Annotated in this window: 18 protein-coding genes; 2 read left to right on the forward strand and 16 right to left on the reverse strand. The window is 36.5% G+C overall.

Annotated features, from left to right (window positions below; genetic code table 11):
* Positions 1-123: 123 nt before the first annotated feature.
* The 4 genes from lepB to V7112_RS14110 form a co-directional block, all read right to left on the reverse strand.
* On the reverse strand, positions 124-684 hold the full coding sequence (lepB, locus tag V7112_RS14095) for a signal peptidase I (protein ID WP_335420814.1): 561 nt from the start codon (positions 682-684) through the stop codon (positions 124-126).
* Positions 685-711: 27 nt separating this feature from the next.
* Positions 712-1,332, reverse strand: coding sequence for a TVP38/TMEM64 family protein (locus V7112_RS14100; protein ID WP_335420816.1), 621 nt, complete (start codon positions 1,330-1,332; stop codon positions 712-714).
* A gap of 263 nt (positions 1,333-1,595) precedes the next feature.
* Positions 1,596-2,954: an IS1182 family transposase gene (locus V7112_RS14105; protein ID WP_335420818.1), complete on the reverse strand. Its 1,359-nt coding sequence runs from the start codon at positions 2,952-2,954 to the stop codon at positions 1,596-1,598.
* A gap of 85 nt (positions 2,955-3,039) precedes the next feature.
* A complete protein-coding gene (locus V7112_RS14110; protein WP_335420820.1) occupies positions 3,040-5,031 on the reverse strand; it encodes a S9 family peptidase in 1,992 nt (663 codons plus the stop codon).
* A gap of 177 nt (positions 5,032-5,208) precedes the next feature.
* Between V7112_RS14110 and V7112_RS14115 the strand changes: the two genes are divergently transcribed.
* A complete protein-coding gene (locus V7112_RS14115; RefSeq protein ID WP_335420821.1) occupies positions 5,209-5,574 on the forward strand; it encodes a hypothetical protein in 366 nt (121 codons plus the stop codon).
* Positions 5,575-5,628: 54 nt separating this feature from the next.
* Here V7112_RS14115 and V7112_RS14120 read toward each other — a convergent pair whose 3' ends face one another.
* On the reverse strand, positions 5,629-6,165 hold the full coding sequence (locus V7112_RS14120) for a competence protein ComK (RefSeq protein WP_335420824.1): 537 nt from the start codon (positions 6,163-6,165) through the stop codon (positions 5,629-5,631).
* A gap of 294 nt (positions 6,166-6,459) precedes the next feature.
* Positions 6,460-6,672, reverse strand: a complete 213-nt coding sequence (locus V7112_RS14125) for a hypothetical protein (RefSeq protein WP_335420826.1) — start codon at positions 6,670-6,672, stop codon at positions 6,460-6,462.
* Between the two features lie 155 nt (positions 6,673-6,827).
* Here V7112_RS14125 and V7112_RS14130 point away from each other — a divergent pair, with 155 nt between their 5' ends.
* Positions 6,828-7,064: an IDEAL domain-containing protein gene (locus tag V7112_RS14130; protein ID WP_335420828.1), complete on the forward strand. Its 237-nt coding sequence runs from the start codon at positions 6,828-6,830 to the stop codon at positions 7,062-7,064.
* 62 nt (positions 7,065-7,126) lie between these two features.
* On the opposite strand, the gene V7112_RS14135 is transcribed toward V7112_RS14130, so the two are convergent.
* The 10 genes from V7112_RS14135 to V7112_RS14180 all read right to left on the reverse strand — a co-directional run bounded on the left by V7112_RS14135 (position 7,127) and on the right by V7112_RS14180 (position 17,891).
* On the reverse strand, positions 7,127-8,149 hold the full coding sequence (locus V7112_RS14135; RefSeq protein ID WP_438823892.1) for an asparaginase: 1,023 nt from the start codon (positions 8,147-8,149) through the stop codon (positions 7,127-7,129).
* Positions 8,150-8,180: 31 nt separating this feature from the next.
* Positions 8,181-9,335 carry an ROK family transcriptional regulator gene (locus V7112_RS14140; protein ID WP_335420832.1) on the reverse strand — a complete coding sequence of 385 codons (1,155 nt, stop codon included), beginning with the start codon at positions 9,333-9,335 and terminating at the stop codon, positions 8,181-8,183.
* 154 nt (positions 9,336-9,489) lie between these two features.
* The gene (locus tag V7112_RS14145) at positions 9,490-10,377 is read right to left on the reverse strand and encodes a sugar phosphate isomerase/epimerase family protein (protein ID WP_335420834.1); all 888 of its coding nucleotides are present in this window, start codon (positions 10,375-10,377) and stop codon (positions 9,490-9,492) included.
* On the reverse strand, positions 10,378-11,439 hold the full coding sequence (locus V7112_RS14150) for a Gfo/Idh/MocA family protein (protein ID WP_335420837.1): 1,062 nt from the start codon (positions 11,437-11,439) through the stop codon (positions 10,378-10,380). It lies immediately after the preceding gene.
* Between the two features lie 37 nt (positions 11,440-11,476).
* Positions 11,477-12,352, reverse strand: a complete 876-nt coding sequence (locus tag V7112_RS14155) for a sugar phosphate isomerase/epimerase family protein (protein WP_335420839.1) — start codon at positions 12,350-12,352, stop codon at positions 11,477-11,479.
* Between the two features lie 90 nt (positions 12,353-12,442).
* A complete protein-coding gene (locus V7112_RS14160; RefSeq protein WP_335420841.1) occupies positions 12,443-13,411 on the reverse strand; it encodes an ABC transporter ATP-binding protein in 969 nt (322 codons plus the stop codon).
* On the reverse strand, positions 13,404-14,393 hold the full coding sequence (locus V7112_RS14165; protein WP_335420843.1) for an ABC transporter ATP-binding protein: 990 nt from the start codon (positions 14,391-14,393) through the stop codon (positions 13,404-13,406). The genes V7112_RS14160 and V7112_RS14165 overlap by 8 nt, the downstream gene beginning before the upstream one ends.
* A 14-nt stretch (positions 14,394-14,407) precedes the next feature.
* Positions 14,408-15,304: an ABC transporter permease gene (locus V7112_RS14170; RefSeq protein ID WP_335420845.1), complete on the reverse strand. Its 897-nt coding sequence runs from the start codon at positions 15,302-15,304 to the stop codon at positions 14,408-14,410.
* Positions 15,305-15,316: 12 nt separating this feature from the next.
* Positions 15,317-16,240, reverse strand: a complete 924-nt coding sequence (nikB, locus tag V7112_RS14175; protein ID WP_335420846.1) for a nickel ABC transporter permease — start codon at positions 16,238-16,240, stop codon at positions 15,317-15,319.
* An 82-nt stretch (positions 16,241-16,322) separates the two neighbouring features.
* The gene (locus V7112_RS14180) at positions 16,323-17,891 is read right to left on the reverse strand and encodes a glutathione ABC transporter substrate-binding protein (protein ID WP_335420848.1); all 1,569 of its coding nucleotides are present in this window, start codon (positions 17,889-17,891) and stop codon (positions 16,323-16,325) included.
* Positions 17,892-18,083 lie beyond the last annotated feature (192 nt).

Consider the following 18,083-nt stretch of genomic DNA (forward strand, 5'->3'; position numbering starts at 1 on the left):
GTCTTAAGGAATTGCGAAAAAGTTAATTCATAATTTTGGTACTATTTTATCATATCCAAGCCAAAAAAGAACTCGAATTTCGGCTGAGTTCTTTGACAATGTTATCTATGAATGAATTCCTTATTAGTTTAATAATTCCATTTTGTCGAAAGGCCAGTATTTTATATTTACCTTGCCAACAACCTGCTCCATTCTAACAAACCCGAAATGGCGGCTATCCCAGCTGTCTAAGCGATTATCACCTATAACGAAAATATGATTTTCCGGAACGGTTGATTCCCCTGCTACTTCTTCAAGGGTGAAGTCGCCTGTTAATTGACCCACGAATATTTCTTCTTTAAATTTATCTAGGAATGGTTCGGGAACACTTTTTCCATTTACATAAAGCACATCGTCCCGATATTCAAGTGTGTCTCCAGGCAAACCGATGACTCGTTTTACAAAATCCTCTTCTTTATTTTTATGAAACACTACGATATCAAAGCGATTAAGCTCCCCTATTTTCATCCCAATCTTGTTGACCATTAAAAGGTTACCATCCTCAAGAGTTGGCATCATAGATTCACCATCAACTATGTAGTTCGTAAAAAAGAAGGTTCGCAAAAAGACAACGATGATGAGACTAATTCCTAAAGCTTTAATAAAAGAAAAATTTTGTTTTTTCTTCGCTGGGGTTTCCTCCATTCCAACTCCACCCTTCAACTTATAGTGTTAGGCCTCATCCTCCTTAAGGAGATTGGGCTTTACCTTTAACCATGCTTCCACTCTTTTTCCGACAATCCAAAGTACAAAAATAATGATGACCACAATAATGGTTCGGACTGGTTGTTGAAAAAGAGCTCGTATATCATAGCCTATGAAACTAATAGTGAATATCATTACTAATTTTCCACTTAAAACAGCTAAAACAAATTGAGCTGTACTTACCCTTGATAACCCAGCCACTAAATTTATCGCTGCAGACGGGGTAAAAGGAAAGCATAATAGGAGAAATAATGGTCCAAACCCATGCCTTTCAACCCAGTTGACAAGCCTCTTTACCTTTTCATATCGACTGACAAAAGAAAAAAATCTTTTTTGACCGTACCTTCGAACTAGGAAGAAGACAAGCAAAGAACCGCCAATGGCTCCTATCCATGAATATAAAAATCCAAGCCAAAGTCCAAATGCGTTTGCATTAGCAACAACAAATGCAACCAATGGCAGAAACGGAAGAAAGGCTTCTAGCATTGGAAGAAAAATTCCAGGCAATGGACCAAATGATCGGTATTCTCTTAACAATTCTTCAATATTTTTCAATGTAATAAGTTCTTTGAGCGTTTCAATGTCCATAGGAATCTCCTCGAAATTGTTAATCCACTTTAGCGGATGCGATAAAATATATTCTTACTTCATATTGTACACTCATTTGGGCATTCCTACCAAAAATTTTCATTTAAAACATATAGAAAAAGGCACTAGTGATTACTAGTGCCTTCAGAGTGTCGACAAAAGGCATTTGGGAATTCTCTTATTCCCAAATGCCTTTTATTTTTTCTTTTTTATTGAAAAAGGCCACTATTTTTGAGTATATACCGTCCCAGCTTGCTTATGTTTTATGCAAGCTCTGGGCTTACCCACGTCCAATTTGCTAGTTTTTTTAAATTCATTGCAGCAAAAGTTAGCATCGCCTGCATGGACATTTTTTTAATCCCCCTAAGGGTAGTCCATCGCATACCATGCTTTTCTTTTGCATCAGCAAAGACGCGTTCAATAGATTCTTTACGACGAGCATATATTTCTTTTACTTCTTCAGTGTGGCGAAGGTGGTCAGCTTCTTCCACATAACCTTCCCAGATGTGACGCTGTATTAACTTCTGGTGATTTTGACTCTGCGTACATTGTTCTAGTAAAGGACAATGTACGCACTTTAATGGATCGGACTTGTACTGTCGGTAACCTTCCTTCGTCGTAGTTGTGTAAGCTAATGTCTCTCCTTGCGGACAGATATAACAATCAAAGTGCTCATCATAAACGTACTCATGTTTACGCATGAATCCTTCCTTCGTTTTGGGACGTGTATAAGGAAGAGCAGGAGTAATGCCATTTTCTATTAGGAAATTACAAATTGCAGGTGTTTTATAAGCAGCATCGGCAGCAACAGCAATAGGTTTTAAGACTTTATCCATAATCGATTCGACCAACGGTTGAAGCATATGACTATCATGAGTATTCCATGGCGTTACAATCGACCCTAACACAAAACCATTTCGGTCAGTAGCTGCATGAAATGAATAGGCAAATTGTTTCGTGCGTTCATCTTTTACGTAATATCCACTTTCAGGATCCGTTGTACTTTCTTTAATCTCTTTCATTTCTTCTTTTTCAAATTTTTCAGGTGGGAATGGTCTCTTACCATGGTCTATACGATCCTGATTTAACTCTTCTTGAAGCTTCGCTTCATAAGCACGAGCTTCCTTTCGTACGACTTTCTTTTCAAATTTACGTTTATTAGCACTCGCTTTTACACGCGTTGAATCAATAAATACGTGATCAGCGCTTAATAAGTCCTTATCTGTAATCTCTTTTAAAATACGGTAGAAGATCTGTTCAAATAAATCTGTATCTTTAAAACGACGTTCATAATTTTTACCGAAGGTAGAAAAGTGGGGAACATCTGTGTAAAAACCAAAACCCAAAAACCAACGGTAGGCAACATTCGTTTCAATTTCCTTGATTGTTTGTCTCATTGAACGTATGCCAAATACATACTGAATAAATGTCATTTTAATCAGTACAACTGGATCAATACTTGGACGGCCTAAAGTTGAATAAAGGTTTTCAACCAATGGGTATATGAAGGAGAAATCAATAGCTGCTTCAAGCTTTCTCACAAGGTGTTCTTGTGGTACGACTTGATCCAGTGTAATCATTTCCAATTGTTCTCTATCTAAGTTATTACTTCTCGACATCATTTTCCCATCACCCCTAATATTCTCTATAAATATTGTAAATTAAAAAAGACTGTAGGCACTAGTGATTACTAGTGCCTTTTCATTCTTATACTAAATATTTCACAAACCAATCTTTAATATGGTTGAGGCGTGATAATCTTAATTTTGGATTTCCGCTTCTTGATAATTCATGATTGCTTCCTGGGAAACGAACAAACTTAGTTGGTTTCTTTTGATGCTTCAATGCCACGTAGAACTGTTCTGCTTGTTCAATAGGACAGCGGAAATCACGCTCGCCATGGATAATCAATAACGGTGTCTCCACGTTTCCTACATATTTTAGCGGTGAGTGATCCCAGAGTTTTTCAGCATCTTCTAAAAGATTCCCTTTTAACTCCCATTCAGTAAAGAAATATCCAATATCACTTACCCCATAAAAGCTAAGCCAGTTTGAGATTGATCGTTGAGTAACCGCCGCTTTAAACCGATTTGTGTGACCAACAATCCAGTTTGTCATAAAACCACCATAGCTTCCACCTGTGACACCTAACTTTGTTTCATCGACAAAATCAAAATGTTCGACTGCATAATCAGTTGCTGCCATGACATCTAAATAGTCCTTTCCTCCATAGTCGCCTCGAACAGCATCAACAAATTGCTGACCATATCCATGACTACCACGAGGATTCGTGAAGACAACTACAAAACCCTTACCTGTTAACACCTGAAACTCATGGAAATATGTATTTGCATACATCGCATGAGGACCACCATGCACTTCAACAATGGTCGGATATTTTTTACCCTCTTCATAACCAAATGGCTTCATGACCCAACCATTAATTTCCCAGCCATCTGGTGCATTGAATGTAAAGCTCTCGGCCTCTGATAATTCAACGTGTTGTAAAAAGACTTCATTCACATTTGTAAGTCGATTTAATTCCCCAGTACTCAAATCCAAGTGATAAAGATCGCCTGGCTCTGTTGGTTTACTGATTCCTACTACTGCCTTATGATCATTTACCGTTAGTGCGAAAACATGTTGATTTTCAAATAAGGAAGGATATACCTCGCCCTCAATGGAACCATAATAAACTCCCGTACTGCCATGGTTAGATAATAGGAAATAGAAACTTCTGCTATCGTCATTCCAAATAACACCATGATTTGAACCGCCTAATTGGAAGTCTGCCGCAACACAATCTCCAACATATGCATCGAGTTCACTTGTTAAACAAGTTAATTCTTTGCTATCAACTGTGTAAAGCCAGATTTGAGGTAAAGTCGCACCTGCAAATTCTTGTTCATGCCCGATTAACGCAATATACTTGCCATCGGGTGACCAAGAAGGGAGGCCAAAATTACCGGTACTTCCTGTTATCTTGTCATAGCTTTTATCTTTTACTGACATTACGTATACATCAGAGATTAAATTATAATCTGAATCATCACTAATATCACCAACAAATGTGATTTTCGTTCCATCTGGAGACCAACCTCCTGCTGCATAATCATAATCTCCTGATGTCAGTTGTTCTACCTCACCAGATGCAACATCAAGTACTGCAAGATGTTGATTTTTATTATCTAAAAATCCTGCTGCATCAGATTTGTAACGAATTCTGTCTACAACCAGTGGTTCAAGCTTTTTCTCGTTTTCATCCTTTTTCTTCTTTTCTTTATCAGTGATGCTTTCATCAGGAGCTAAAGAAGTTGTAACTAAAATTTTCGAACCATCTGGTGACCAGATTGGATTTCTGGCACCATTCACACAATATGTAAGCTGCTTCGGCTCACCACCGTTTGCATTCATAACAAAAATTTGCTGTTTACCTGAACGATTTGATACAAATGCAATTGACTCTCCATCAGGAGACCAACGTGGTGACCCATCTCGAACATCCCCAAAAGTCCACTGTGTAATCTTCCCGCCAACGGTGCCAACATATAAATGTGAGTTATACTCGTGCTTTTCCTTATTTATTTCCGTTTCCACAAACACGTATGTGCTTCCATCTGGAGAAAATTGTGGGTCATTGACTGTTTTTAATTCATATAAATCCTCTGCAACGATTCCTCTACGCTTATTCTCTGTCATCCTTCTCCCGTCCTTTATTACAATATAGTCAAAGTGAAGTAGTACTTCTACTTCCATTATGCACTACAATTTAAATTATTTCGACAACAGAAATAATTTATCCTTCACTTTTCTTGATTCTTCTAAAAAAATAACGTATTATATACACAAACATATGTTCTATAAGGAAGGATAATCATGACAAGAATACCTGAGGATGATCGAGATATTTTCGAAAAAGCTATCTTTTTACCCATGGTTCTTACCATCCTTAATCGGGATCTTTCAGCAATAGAAACAGCTGGCTTTAAGCTAAAAAAGCCATATCTCCATCTGCTTGAACATACAATGAAAAAAGTTCAAAAAGACCTCTACACAATCAAACAACAAATGAAAAAGAAAAATATGAAGGTATGGGAAAAACAAAGAGATGAGGCATTTACTCTATTTTCATTTATGTATCGAGGTTATGAAGAGGAGCATAACTACTTTAACCCACGGATTCGAAATGAAGTTCAACAGCTGCTTGAATCTTATTTTATCGAAAAAAATGCCAGTGAGTAATATTGGAAAATTTTAAAACGGGAAAATTTTTTAATGCTTTATATCGGATCAGTTCTATTTGGGTGAGCTTTCGTTGCTTTGAGGATTTATCACAAAATTAATGCGTTTATTAGGTTTATCCATTCGATTTGTCACAATTGTCCTTAGTTGTGCAGTTCTATGGAGTTGGTTTTGGAAGGAGCCCTTTGATATTTGCAGTTGAATTGCTTGTTTATTTGTAAAAATAACGGTTGTTTTTTCATGAAGACTATACTCGCAATCTGAGACATAATTATGAGAAAGCCATGCACAATCCTGTTTGGTTGGAGAAGCAGTCGGAAATAGAAAAATCTTATTAGAGGCTTCTACAATAATTGGAGCCTTATGGGTCACTCCCATGATTTCACGCGTTCCTTCTTGCCTGCCTTTAAGTGAGCTTCCAAAATAACGACAGCTTCGGTCGACGATTTCCGTAGGTTTCATGGCTACTACATATTCACCTTCTACCTCGAGTACCCTTGAACAGGTATTATTTCCTTCGATTGGAAGTACCGCCATTGTGTCTGGGTTAATCTCATATTCCACTAAATAGTTTGTATTTTTCACTTTCACTCATACATCCCCTTCAAATTGTTTTAATTTTTAAACTAATGAAAGCATTCTCATAATACCATGTCTAGGTAATTATAACTACATCGTTCACAAAATGTTCACAAAAAAATAGTGGAGTTCTTTTTAAAATGCTCTTATTTAAGAGCGTCTTTAAAAGAATCCCACTTCATGCTTGCTTGGTGTCTAGCTCAAAGCGTCATCGACCCAATCGCTTCTGAAGGTAAAATGCACCTTCTGTCAACGCTCGTCTTATACTTGTCGTCGATAGGCGGACGATTTAGCGTTACGCTTTTCTCATGAATTCTCATTAATTTGGCCAAGTTCCTTTTCAGCAAGATATGCATTTCCTTGTTCTAATGTCGTATGCTCGTCAATCGAATTTCCCGCATAGACAGATTCCGAAAGAAAAGGATTATTTGTATCAAGTGCGTTTGACATCCCGAAAACCGGATTTAATGGCGTGTTCATTGCAATATCGTGATTTGAACGTTCATTTGGATTTTTCATTTTTTTCCACCTCCATTACTATCATGCATGGAAATCATGATTGTCATACAAATATTTTAATTATTCCAAATAAATTTTTAAAAAGTCTAAAAATTCAGTTGATTTTACGTGTCTATCTAAATATACTAATAAAAAGGATTTAGGGGTGAGCTTTCATGAAAAATAGAAAAACATACTCAGAGATCATGAAGTCACGGGATACGAAAAAACTTAATTCACCTAGGGAAACGGTACTTGATATATATATTCAAATGATTATTGATGAGAGCCTATTTATACGAAAAAAAGAGATCTTGGAATCAAAGGTTAATGAAGCGATTGATAGCAGAAATGAAGGTTTGTTTATGGAAGCAGCAGCAGAATACCGGAAACTATACAGTAAAACATTGTAAAATTGGATTTCGTAAAAAAACTGACTAACAAAAGTTAGCCAGTTTTTTTACGAGTATCCTTGTTACCCTATGAGTGATTGTAGTTCAAATACTGTCTTAACTGTTCCTACTTCAAGCCCTGCATCATTTTTTATAATTGAAGGCTTCAATTCTCTTAATCTAGTGATTGTGTCTTTATTTGAATAACCGATTTGTTCGAGAATAGTTGCTACAATTACGGGCCAATTGTCTTCAGAACCATTGGCTACTTTTAAAGCAAAGCCTAGTCCTTCTTTTTTCAGCCCAAAGCAATAGACACCCTGTGCTCCACCTTTTGCTACGATATTGTTATCTTCTAACAACGTTGTACAAATAAACCGCTTAGATGCTACCATTTTGGGAAACTCATTCATTATTTTTGTCATTTCGATGACAGCCTTTTGTAAATTGGGATCATCGATTAAATCTGGATTGGCAAATTTGAGGTACGTGATTGCCATATTTTTAAGCGGAATTCCAAATACAGGAACCCCACATCCGTCAATTCCGATTTTTATCTTCGAGATAGGGACCTCAGATAGGAGTGAGAGTATATGTAGGATTTGTTGTTGTAGTGGGTGATCAACTTTCCAATACTCTCCAATTGTATACCCCATTTCACGACATACAGCTAGGAAACCCATATGCTTTCCTGAGCAATTATGATAAATCCTCCTTTTCTCCATTCCTTTTCTTAGTATATCTTCTCTTGGTTCTGTATTTAATGGATATGAGGGAGGACAATACAGTTCTTCCTCTTTTATAGGTAATTTCTGCAACATTGATTCAAGAGCAGTAATATGATAAAACTCACCACGATGAGAAGCTGTAAACATTGCCGTTTCTTCGTTGGTTAGGCCATATTTGGTAATTAAATTTGCAAGAAATACTGGTAATGCTTGTAATGGTTTTGCGGAAGATCTAAAATAAGTATAATGTTCTGAATCCCCCAATTGGTACTTAACATTTAATTTTTTATTTACACCACAAACCATTCCAATATGTACATTTTCTAGTAATCCAGCCCTCGTCTCTTCCACTAATATGTTAAAATTCACAGTCTTCATTCCTTTCGCTGTATCCTGCGATTTTCATCAACTATTCTAGATTTAGAAGAATATGCTGTGCTTGAATAGCTGCCCCAAACACCACTCCCCGATCACTTAATTCAGAGTAGACAATTCTTACTTTTTCTTTTATAGGCTCCCAAATAAATAAGTTCAATTTCTTTTCAATCGCTTCTTTTATTTCTGGGAATTTTTGAATGGTACTCCCACTTAAAATGATCACCTCTGGATCATACAGGCATAATATGTTGCTTATCGCTAGAGCGATATATGTTGAGGTTCTGTCCATGATATTAACTGCCCATGATTCACCATCACGATAGGAATTGAACACATCTTCTATACTTGTTATGTCCTTTACTTTTCTTGCATCTGACACAATTGCCCCTTCGGATATATAGGTTGCTAAGCAGCCAATCTTCCCACATTTGCACACATTACCAGTTGGGTCCAATACCGTATGACCAATCTCTCCCGCATTATTAGACTCTCCTCGATGTATTTGGCCATTTAAAATAATGGCTGAACCAATACCTGAACCTATTCCCACTAGGACTGCATTTTGTGAATCTTTTGCCTTTCCAACATTATTCTCAGCCACTATTTTCATTTTCAATTCATTGTCAATTATCACATCAAAGCCAGTATTTTTATGTAGGTCTGATGCCAAATTTACATTTTTCCATTTAAGCTGATCCGACACTTTAACAACACCATTTTGGTAATCTATTAAACCTGGAAGACCGACAGCTACTCCAATAAACTTTTCTAATGGAATTTGCTGTTGTCTAATAAGGTCTTTCATTAAAAACATAACCTTTTCCAGTGTTTCCTCATATTTTTCTGATTCCTCTCTTGAAACACTTTGCCAAGCAACAATTTCCCCGTTAAAGTTCACAATGCCAATTTTTATAATTGCTTTATCCAACTCTATCCCAATTGTGTATAAAACATCACCACATATATCAAGTAGTGTTGCTCGTCTTCCTACACCCGAAGTAACAAGTTCCGTCTCTCTTACAAACCCTTGTATATGTAACTCGTTTACAATTCTCGTAATTGTAGTGGGACTCATCCCAGTTATTTTGGCAATTTCCATTCTTGAAATCGGAGATTGGTTTTTTATGATTTCGAGAACTAAATTCTTATTTTGTTTTTTCATTAATAGTTGGTCTTGTTTTTCCATCTTTTAACCTTCTTTTTATCTTTTTTTAAGAAATCATGTTTATACTCCTAGTTGAAGAACAAACATCATTAGTTAAATGTAGGTCCAATGTTGAATTGTAAAACAACTCAACATTGGGGTACCTTAATAAATTGATTCTTCCATATCTTTTAAATTACTTAAAGCTTTTTACAAAATCTACTGCCATAGAGATATCCCTGACAGGGTTCATATTCACTTCACGTTCAATTGTTAAATAACCATTGTACCCAATCTCATTTAATGCTGTAAAATACTTTTGAAAGTCAACAGAACCCTTACCTAATGGTACTTCTTTAAAAAACTCGCCAGTAGCAACCATTTGGGCAATCTTTTTATGATCTAGGCCTTTCCCATGACCAAGAGCACCATAAACATCCCGCGGGTCAACAGGTTTTGTTTGTATCCCATCTTTTACATGGGTATGGACAATGTAATTCTTTAAAAGTTTCACCCCTTCAACTGGATCATCACCTGTCACCATGACCATATTAGCGGGGTCAAAATTGACAGAAACTCCATTTGTACTTAAGCTGTCTAGAAAAGATTTTAATCTAACAGATGTTTCTGGTCCTGTTTCAATTGCGAAATATGCGTTCATACTCTTTGCATAAATCCCCAGTTCATCGCAGGCTGTTTGCATCGTTTCATATATACTACTATCCTTTTTTTCAGGTACAATACCGATGTGTGTTGTAACAATATTTGTACCCAATTCAACCGCAAGATCTAATATCCGCTTTGATTTTTCGATTTTTTTCGTATTTTGCCGGTGGTCTTGAAAACCGTGTCCACCTAAGTCACCACATAATGCGGATATCTCTAATCCTAATGATGAAATATAATCCTTCAGTTCCTTTCGAGCTGAGTAACTTAGATTTTCAGGTGCCATTTCTCCATCAACTGCATAGATTTGGACACCGTTAGCACCCATGTCTTTTGCAACTTTTAGCCCATCACGAAGTGGTAATCTTAAACTATCCACAATGATTCCGATTTTATTACTTATTTTTACTTGCTCCATTTATAAAAATGTCACCACACTTTTCTTTTCTGAAGCTTCATAAATACCTGCAAGCATTTTCATGATTTCAACTCCATCCTCTACAGGGGCAACTGTTTCTGTTCCAAATAAACAGCTTGTTACAAAGGAATCAATTTCATTTTGAAAAGAATTTTTAAAATCAAATGTTAAATGATCGATTTGCGGGTGAATATTTACAATTGTATTATTTTCTTCACTTACCAACATTAACTCAGGCTCTAGCTCTGCTCCACCTTTTGTACCGAACAGCTTTACTTGAATTTCATCCTTTTTCGCATGAAGCGTAAAGGAAACGTCGATCATTAAGGAAGCTCCATTTTCAAATGTAATAAGTGCGTTAGCCATATCTTCAACCGTATTCTTATCTTTATCATAGTCAGCGGCTTTATAAAAGCTTAACTCCTCAACATTACCGCGATTTCCCAGCAATTGATAAGTATGCCCAGATATTGACTTCACCTTAGGACGCCCCATTAAATACCAGCAAATATCAATAATATGAACACCAAGGTCAATCAACGGCCCACCGCCAGAACGTTCTTTATCTGCAAACCATCCACCAGGATTTCCCAAACGGCGCAAACATGATGCTTTAGCATAATAAATTTCTCCTAATTTGCCATTATCAATAAAGGATTTCAATACCTTTGTATTGGTGGCAAACCTTCGTACAAACCCGACTTGCAAAATCTTATTTGATTGTCGAACTGCTTCTTCTACCTTTAATGCCTCTTCCACATTCATTGATAAAGGTTTTTCTACTAGTACGTGTTTACCACCTTTGAGGGCACCTATTGAAATATCAGCGTGAGTATTATTCCACGTACAAATGCTGATAGCATCAACTTCAGGATCATGAAACACTTCCTCAAGGCTACTATAAACACGATTTATACCATATAGTTTTGCCTTTTCTTCGGCTCTTTCTTTTGAATAGTCATATACACCGTACAGAATCGAGTTAGAGTTATTCGCATAAGCTTGTAAATGCATATCAGAAATTGATCCTGTTCCAATCACACATACTCGTAATTTGTCCACAGCTATTCCATCCTTCCCAGACTGTTTTCGACAACATTTATTGTACTTCGTTCCATAATCTCCTCACATTGTCCATACCAATTTTGGATCCAACCTTACAATCTTCCATTCCTTCAAATTCAACCGTTAGGTACCCATCATATCCCGAGTTTTTAACTAGTTTAATAATCTCACGAATATTTAAGTCACCATGACCAACGATTGCACCACGCAAATAATTTTCATTCACTGTTCTAAACCAAACTCCATCACCTGGATTTTCGTAATACGGACGAATATAGAAATCTTTAAAATGAACAGTAGCAGCATATTTGATATTTTTCTTAACTCCGACAAGTGGTTCCTCATCAATACAAAGGAAGTTGCCAACATCAAGTGTTGTTTTAAAATTTTCGCGATTTACTGCGTGAATCACTCGTTGAACACGATCACTCGACTGTACATTAAAGCCATGGTTCTCTATTGTTGTGGTAATACCATATTGTGCAGCATAATCAGCTACCAACTGGCTACCTTTTACTAATTTCGAAAAATGTTCATCAAAATAATGAATGGTCATATGCTCTTGCGGCAAGGTAAAAGCTGTTACATCATGACGCATAATTTTAATTCCTAAATGATTAACGATATCGACATGCTTTTTCAGGCGTTCCACTTCCTCAAAAAAAGCTTCCTCTGTTTCTTGAACAAAATTTGCTGGTAAAGAATAAGCTGATAATTCAATTCCCACGGACGCTGCTTTTTCTATAATTTGATCAGCTAATTCAATATTATCAACTACTGAATATCCATATGGAACTAATTCAACGTGCTCACCACCATTGTCCGCTACCCATTGTATGACATCTAAAACAGTCATCGTTCCTTCTCTAAGTTCTCTTACTAAACTATATGTACTTAATCCAACCTTCATAGTTATCACTCCTATTATATTTAATCTATAAATAGTCCCAGCATAATCTGAGAATTTATGTTTCTTCAAAAAAACTAATTTACAACCTTACTATTCTACTAAATGACAAGCAACAAAGTGTTCTGACGTACCACCATTTTTTACTGGAGGCTCTGTTACCCTACAAATATCCTTTGCAATTGGACAACGTGTATGAAATCTACAACCTGATGGAGGATTTACGGGACTTGGTAAGTCGCCCTGTAATATAATCCGTTCCCTTCTTAACCTCGGATCTGGAATTGGGATAGAAGACAGTAAAGCCTTAGTATAAGGATGCTGTGGGTTTGAAAATATAGTCTCTTTTGGCCCAGACTCCACAATCGTCCCGAGATACATAACTCCAATATGATCACTGATGTGTTCAACTACACTTAAATCATGGGAAATAAACAAATATGTTAAGTTAAATTCCCGTTGTAAATCTTTTAATAGATTTAATATTTGTGATTGGATTGAAACATCTAATGCTGAGACTGGCTCATCTGCAATAATTAGCTTTGGCCTCATAATAAGGGCTCGTGCAATTCCAATACGTTGCCGCTGTCCACCACTGAACTCATGGGCATATCTATCTGCATGATATTCACCTAATCCAACGATTTCTAGCATTTCAGAAACTAGTTTGTTTCGTTCTGCCCTTGATAATTTTGAATGAATGACTAGTGGTTCTCCTACAATGTCACGAACCTTCATTCTTGGATTTAACGAAGCATACGGATCTTGGAATATCATTTGAACCTTTTTTCTGATTGTTTTTAAATGTACTTCTTTTTTTTGTGAGATTTCCTCCCCATCAATCCAAATTTCACCATTGTTCGGTTGAATTAATCGTGATATTAGTCTTCCTGTTGTCGACTTCCCACATCCACTTTCTCCTACCAGACTAAATGTTTTTCCTTCTTGAATCATAAACGACACATCATGAACTGCTTTTAAAGACTTCTGTTTCTCAAACATCCCACTTGGAAGAGAAAATGACTTTTTCAATCCAGATACTTTTAAAAGAATATTAGACACGAATGCCCCCCCTCTCATCATTGTATAGCCAACAGCTACAGGTTCTGCCATTTTCTATTATGAATTCTGGTGGCTCTTTCTCAGAGCAAATCGGCATCGCATCTTTACATCTTGGCGAAAATTTGCACCCTATTGGAAGATTGCTAGGATCAGGAACATTCCCCTTTATTGAATCAAGCCTATCCTTTTTTTGACCAATCTTAGGAACTGAACCAATTAAACCTTTTGTATAAGGATGCTTCGGACTTTCAAATAAATCAAAAACGTCCGCCTCCTCAACGACCCTTCCCGAATACATTACAACAACACGGTCACACATTTCAGCAACGACACCTAAGTCATGGGTAATTAATAACACAGACATGTTCTCTCTTTGCTTTAACTGTTTTATTAAATCCAATATTTGCGCTTGTATTGTTACATCAAGAGCGGTAGTTGGCTCATCTGCGATTAAAAGTTCCGGGTTACAGGAGATGGCCATTGCAATCATGATTCTTTGTCGCATTCCACCTGATAATTGGTGTGGGTATTCATACAGAATTTCTTCAGCACGTGGAATTCCTACTTTTTTTAGAATCGAAATTGCATGTTTTTTAGCCTGTTTGTCATTTAATTCCAAATGAATGCGTATGGGCTCTAACAATTGCTCCCCAATTTTCATTACAGGGTTTAACGAAGTCATCGGCTCTTGAAAAATCATTGCTATTTGCTTTCCACGAATCCTTCTCATTTCACTTTCTGATTTGGTTGTTAATTCTTCTTTATTAAATTGAATGGTTCCTTGGCTTATCTCTCCACTCGTACCTTTAAAGAGTTTCATGATGGATAATGACGTTAAACTTTTGCCACTACCGGACTCTCCAACTAAACCAAGAACCTCTCCTTTATTTATGTGAAAGGTAACTCCATGTAGAATTTTTATTTTTTGTTTATCTTTTGTAAATTCAGTTTCAAGTTTTTTGACTTGTAGCAGCTTTTCCATCCTCTTCAAACTCCTTATTCATTCTTTGTTTTTGGGTCTAACACATCTCTTAAACCATCACCTACAAGATTAAAGGCTAAAACTGTTAAAAAGATGGCTATTCCAGGCATCATGACTACATGTGAGGATGTTCCTAGATAATCACGCCCGAGACTTAGCATGGCTCCCCAATCTGGTGTTTCTGGACTAGCCCCTAAACCAAGAAAACTTAAACTTGAGGCTGCCAAAATCGCTGTACCTATTCTCATAGAGATAAAAACAATTAAACTACCAGCGGTTTCAGGAAAAATGTGTCTAAACATAATTCTAAAATGTGAGGCTCCCATTGATTTTGCCGCTTCCACAAAAAGGGTTTCTTTTCCTTCTAGGGTAGAACCCCTTACTAATCTTGCAAAAGAAGGAATACTAAATACACCCACTGCTATTACCACATTTTTTAATCCAGGACCTAAGATGGCAATAATTGCAATTGCGAGCAATATATCTGGAAAAGCAAAGAGGACATCACTTGACCTCATGATAATTCGGTCTAACCAACCTCCAAAGTACCCACTAATCAGTCCTAAAATCGTTCCACCAATAGCACCTAACAATACAGATGAAAAGCTTACACTTAATGAGATTCTGGTACCCGCTAATAATCTACTAAAAATATCACGTCCATATTCATCCGTTCCTGCTAAATGTTCCATACTAGGTCCTTGTAAAACTTCATTATAATTCGGCTCATATGGATCGTAAGGTGCAATGTAAGGACCAATAATTGCAATAATGATTAGTAGTAGAATAAAGAAGCTTGCCCAGAGAGCAGTCTTTTGCCTTTTCCAATTCTTCCAAAACTCTTTTATTCGAGAATATTGTTTTTCATTAGTGACTGTTATCAAATTAGGTACCTCTTTCGATACTTCCATGCCGATCCTCCTTTACGATACATAGCGGATTTTTGGATTTAGAAAACTATAAAGAATATCTACTAACAAATTTACTAAAATGAACTCAATTGAAAATAGTAATAATTCAGCTTGTATAACTGGATAATCTCTAAACGCAATCGAATCAATTAATAACCGCCCCATACCCGGAAAACTAAATACTGTTTCCACAACAACCGAACCTCCTAATAAGAATCCAAATTGAAGTCCGGCAATTGTAACAACTGGAATTAATGAATTTCGTAATGCGTGCTTTGGAATGACAACAGATTCTTTTAACCCTTTTGCCCGCCCAGTTCGAATATAGTCTGCCTTCAAAGTATCAAGCAAGGAGGATCTTGTAAAACGTGCGAGCATCGACATGATTCCGGCACCTAGAGTTAACGAAGGTAAAATATAGCTTTTCCACCCATCAATTCCACCAGTTGGGAGCCATCCTAGTTTTACAGAAAAAATTTGTATTAGGAGTAAACCTAACCAAAAGCCCGGCAAGGAAATACCTGAAACAGCAGTAACCATACCTAAATAATCTGGCCATTTATTTTTAAAAACAGCTGATAGAGTACCTATTAATAATCCTATAATTAACGCCCATACCATACTAAACATTGTTAAATAAATAGATGGCATTAATCGATCTGCAAACATATCCATTACAGGTAATCCTGTTTTTAGGGATGTCCCTAGATCACCTTGGAATAGATTGTCCATATATGTAATATATTGTTCCCATATTGGCTTATCCAGCCCTAGCTCAGCTCTAATAATCTCTACTTCCTCTAAAGTAGCGTCTTTACCCGCAACTAATCGTGCTGGATCTCCCGGAATTAAATGTGTAAAAAAGAAGATTAATATTGAAACAATGAATAGGATGGGTATCATTTCAAAAATTCGTTTAATGATATACTGGAGCATTATTGAAACCCCTTTCTTAGGAAGGAAAGAAGCTTTGGGATTCACATCCCTCCACTTCTTTTTTACGACATAAGTTTTCTACTTACTTTAGGTTTGCGTCTAGTACGTTTATTCCACCTGTTGGTGATATAAATACACCTTCTACATTTGTTCTCTTTCCTGCTAAAATTTCATCTACACCTAGGAAAATCCACGGTGCATCATTATAAATTGTTGATTGAATATCACTATAAATTGCTGTCTGTTTGCTTTCGTCTGGTGTTTTATTCACTTCTTCAATCCATTTATCAACTTGATCGTTTTTGTAGTATGCAGTATTTGCACCATTTGGCGGGAATGAACCGCCATAGAATAATGGTTTCGTAGCATTTGTTGGATCAGAAGGAAATGCAGACCAACTTACGTACCACATTTGTAACTTAGTATCCTCAGGTGTTTGTGCCCCGTAAATCTCGTCCGAAAGCGTACCTTCTTCCATTGATTTAATTTCTACATCTACACCAATTTCTTTTAACTGTTGTTGAATAAACTGCATACCTTTCATCGTATCCGAGTTTGTATTACCCCAGATTTCAGCTTTAAAGCCATCTTCTAATCCAGCCTCTTTTAGTAGTTTCTTCGCCTTTTCAATATCTTGTTCATATACTTCTTGTTTCTCATAATGAAGTGTTTTGCTTGGAATAATGGAGTCTAATGGTAACCCAAATCCTGCATTAACTACGCTTATAAATGCATCTTTACTAACCGCATAGTTTAGAGCTTGTCGAACACGAACATCGTCATAAGGTTCTTTCATTGTATTTATAGATACATAACGAGCAATTGTTGAAGGTATTTTTTGAACCTCTACATCCTTATTACCCTCTAATTCCTTAATATTTTGACTTGGTAATGGATAAATTACATGGGCTTCCCCAGTTTTTAACATCGCTACTCGTGATCCATTCTCAGGAACTGGTTTATATGTAATTTTCTTTACGCGGTCTTTTTTATCCCAGTACTCGTCGAAACGTTCAACTGTTAAATGGTCCCCTTGTACCCATTCAACAAATTTAAATGGTCCAGTACCAACGGGTTTTTTTCCAATTTCCTCACTTCCACCCTCCAAAACCTTAGGACTAAGAATTTTTGCTGAGACAAACCTTGTTAACATACCAGCATAAGGCTCTTTTAACGTTACTTTTATTTCATAATCACTTAAAATCTCAATATTCTTAATGAGGTTAAATCCCCGACTATTTAGGCGAAGACTATCATCATTAATGATTCTTTCGAAGTTTGCTTTAACATTTTCAGCATTAAATTCTTCACCATCATGGAATTTTACTCCTTGACGTAACTTGAATGTATAAACTAATGCGTCTTCACTTATACTGTAATCCTCGGCGAGTTGTTTAATAATTTTTCCTTCCTCATCAGATCCTAGTAGACCCTCCAGCATAGCTGACTGCACCGAGTTCGAATTTGTATCCCCAGTATTATGTGGGTCCATAGAAATAAAGTTTTCATTTACAGCGATCACCAATTCTTGCTCAACCTTTTTACTATTCTCCTCCTTCTCACCCCCACTTTCTTTACTAGAGCATCCAACAAAAAACACTGCAGAAAAAACCACCAATAACAACACTTTCCAATACTTTGATCTACTCATTAACTTTCCCCCTTTTTTGTTCTTTTCAGGTCTTTACATGATAGATTTATTGATTTTGTTCCCTGAATAAAATATGGTAAATTTTCTCGTACTAACCCTCCAATTAGTTAATACGATTAAACATTCCACCTTAATTATTTTCACCATGTTAATAAAAACTTAAAAACTAACAATAAAATTACACTTTTTAAG

It is taken from the genome of Bacillus sp. JJ1566, from assembly GCF_036962685.1.
Classification (GTDB): Bacteria; Bacillota; Bacilli; order Bacillales; family Bacillaceae_L; genus Ferdinandcohnia.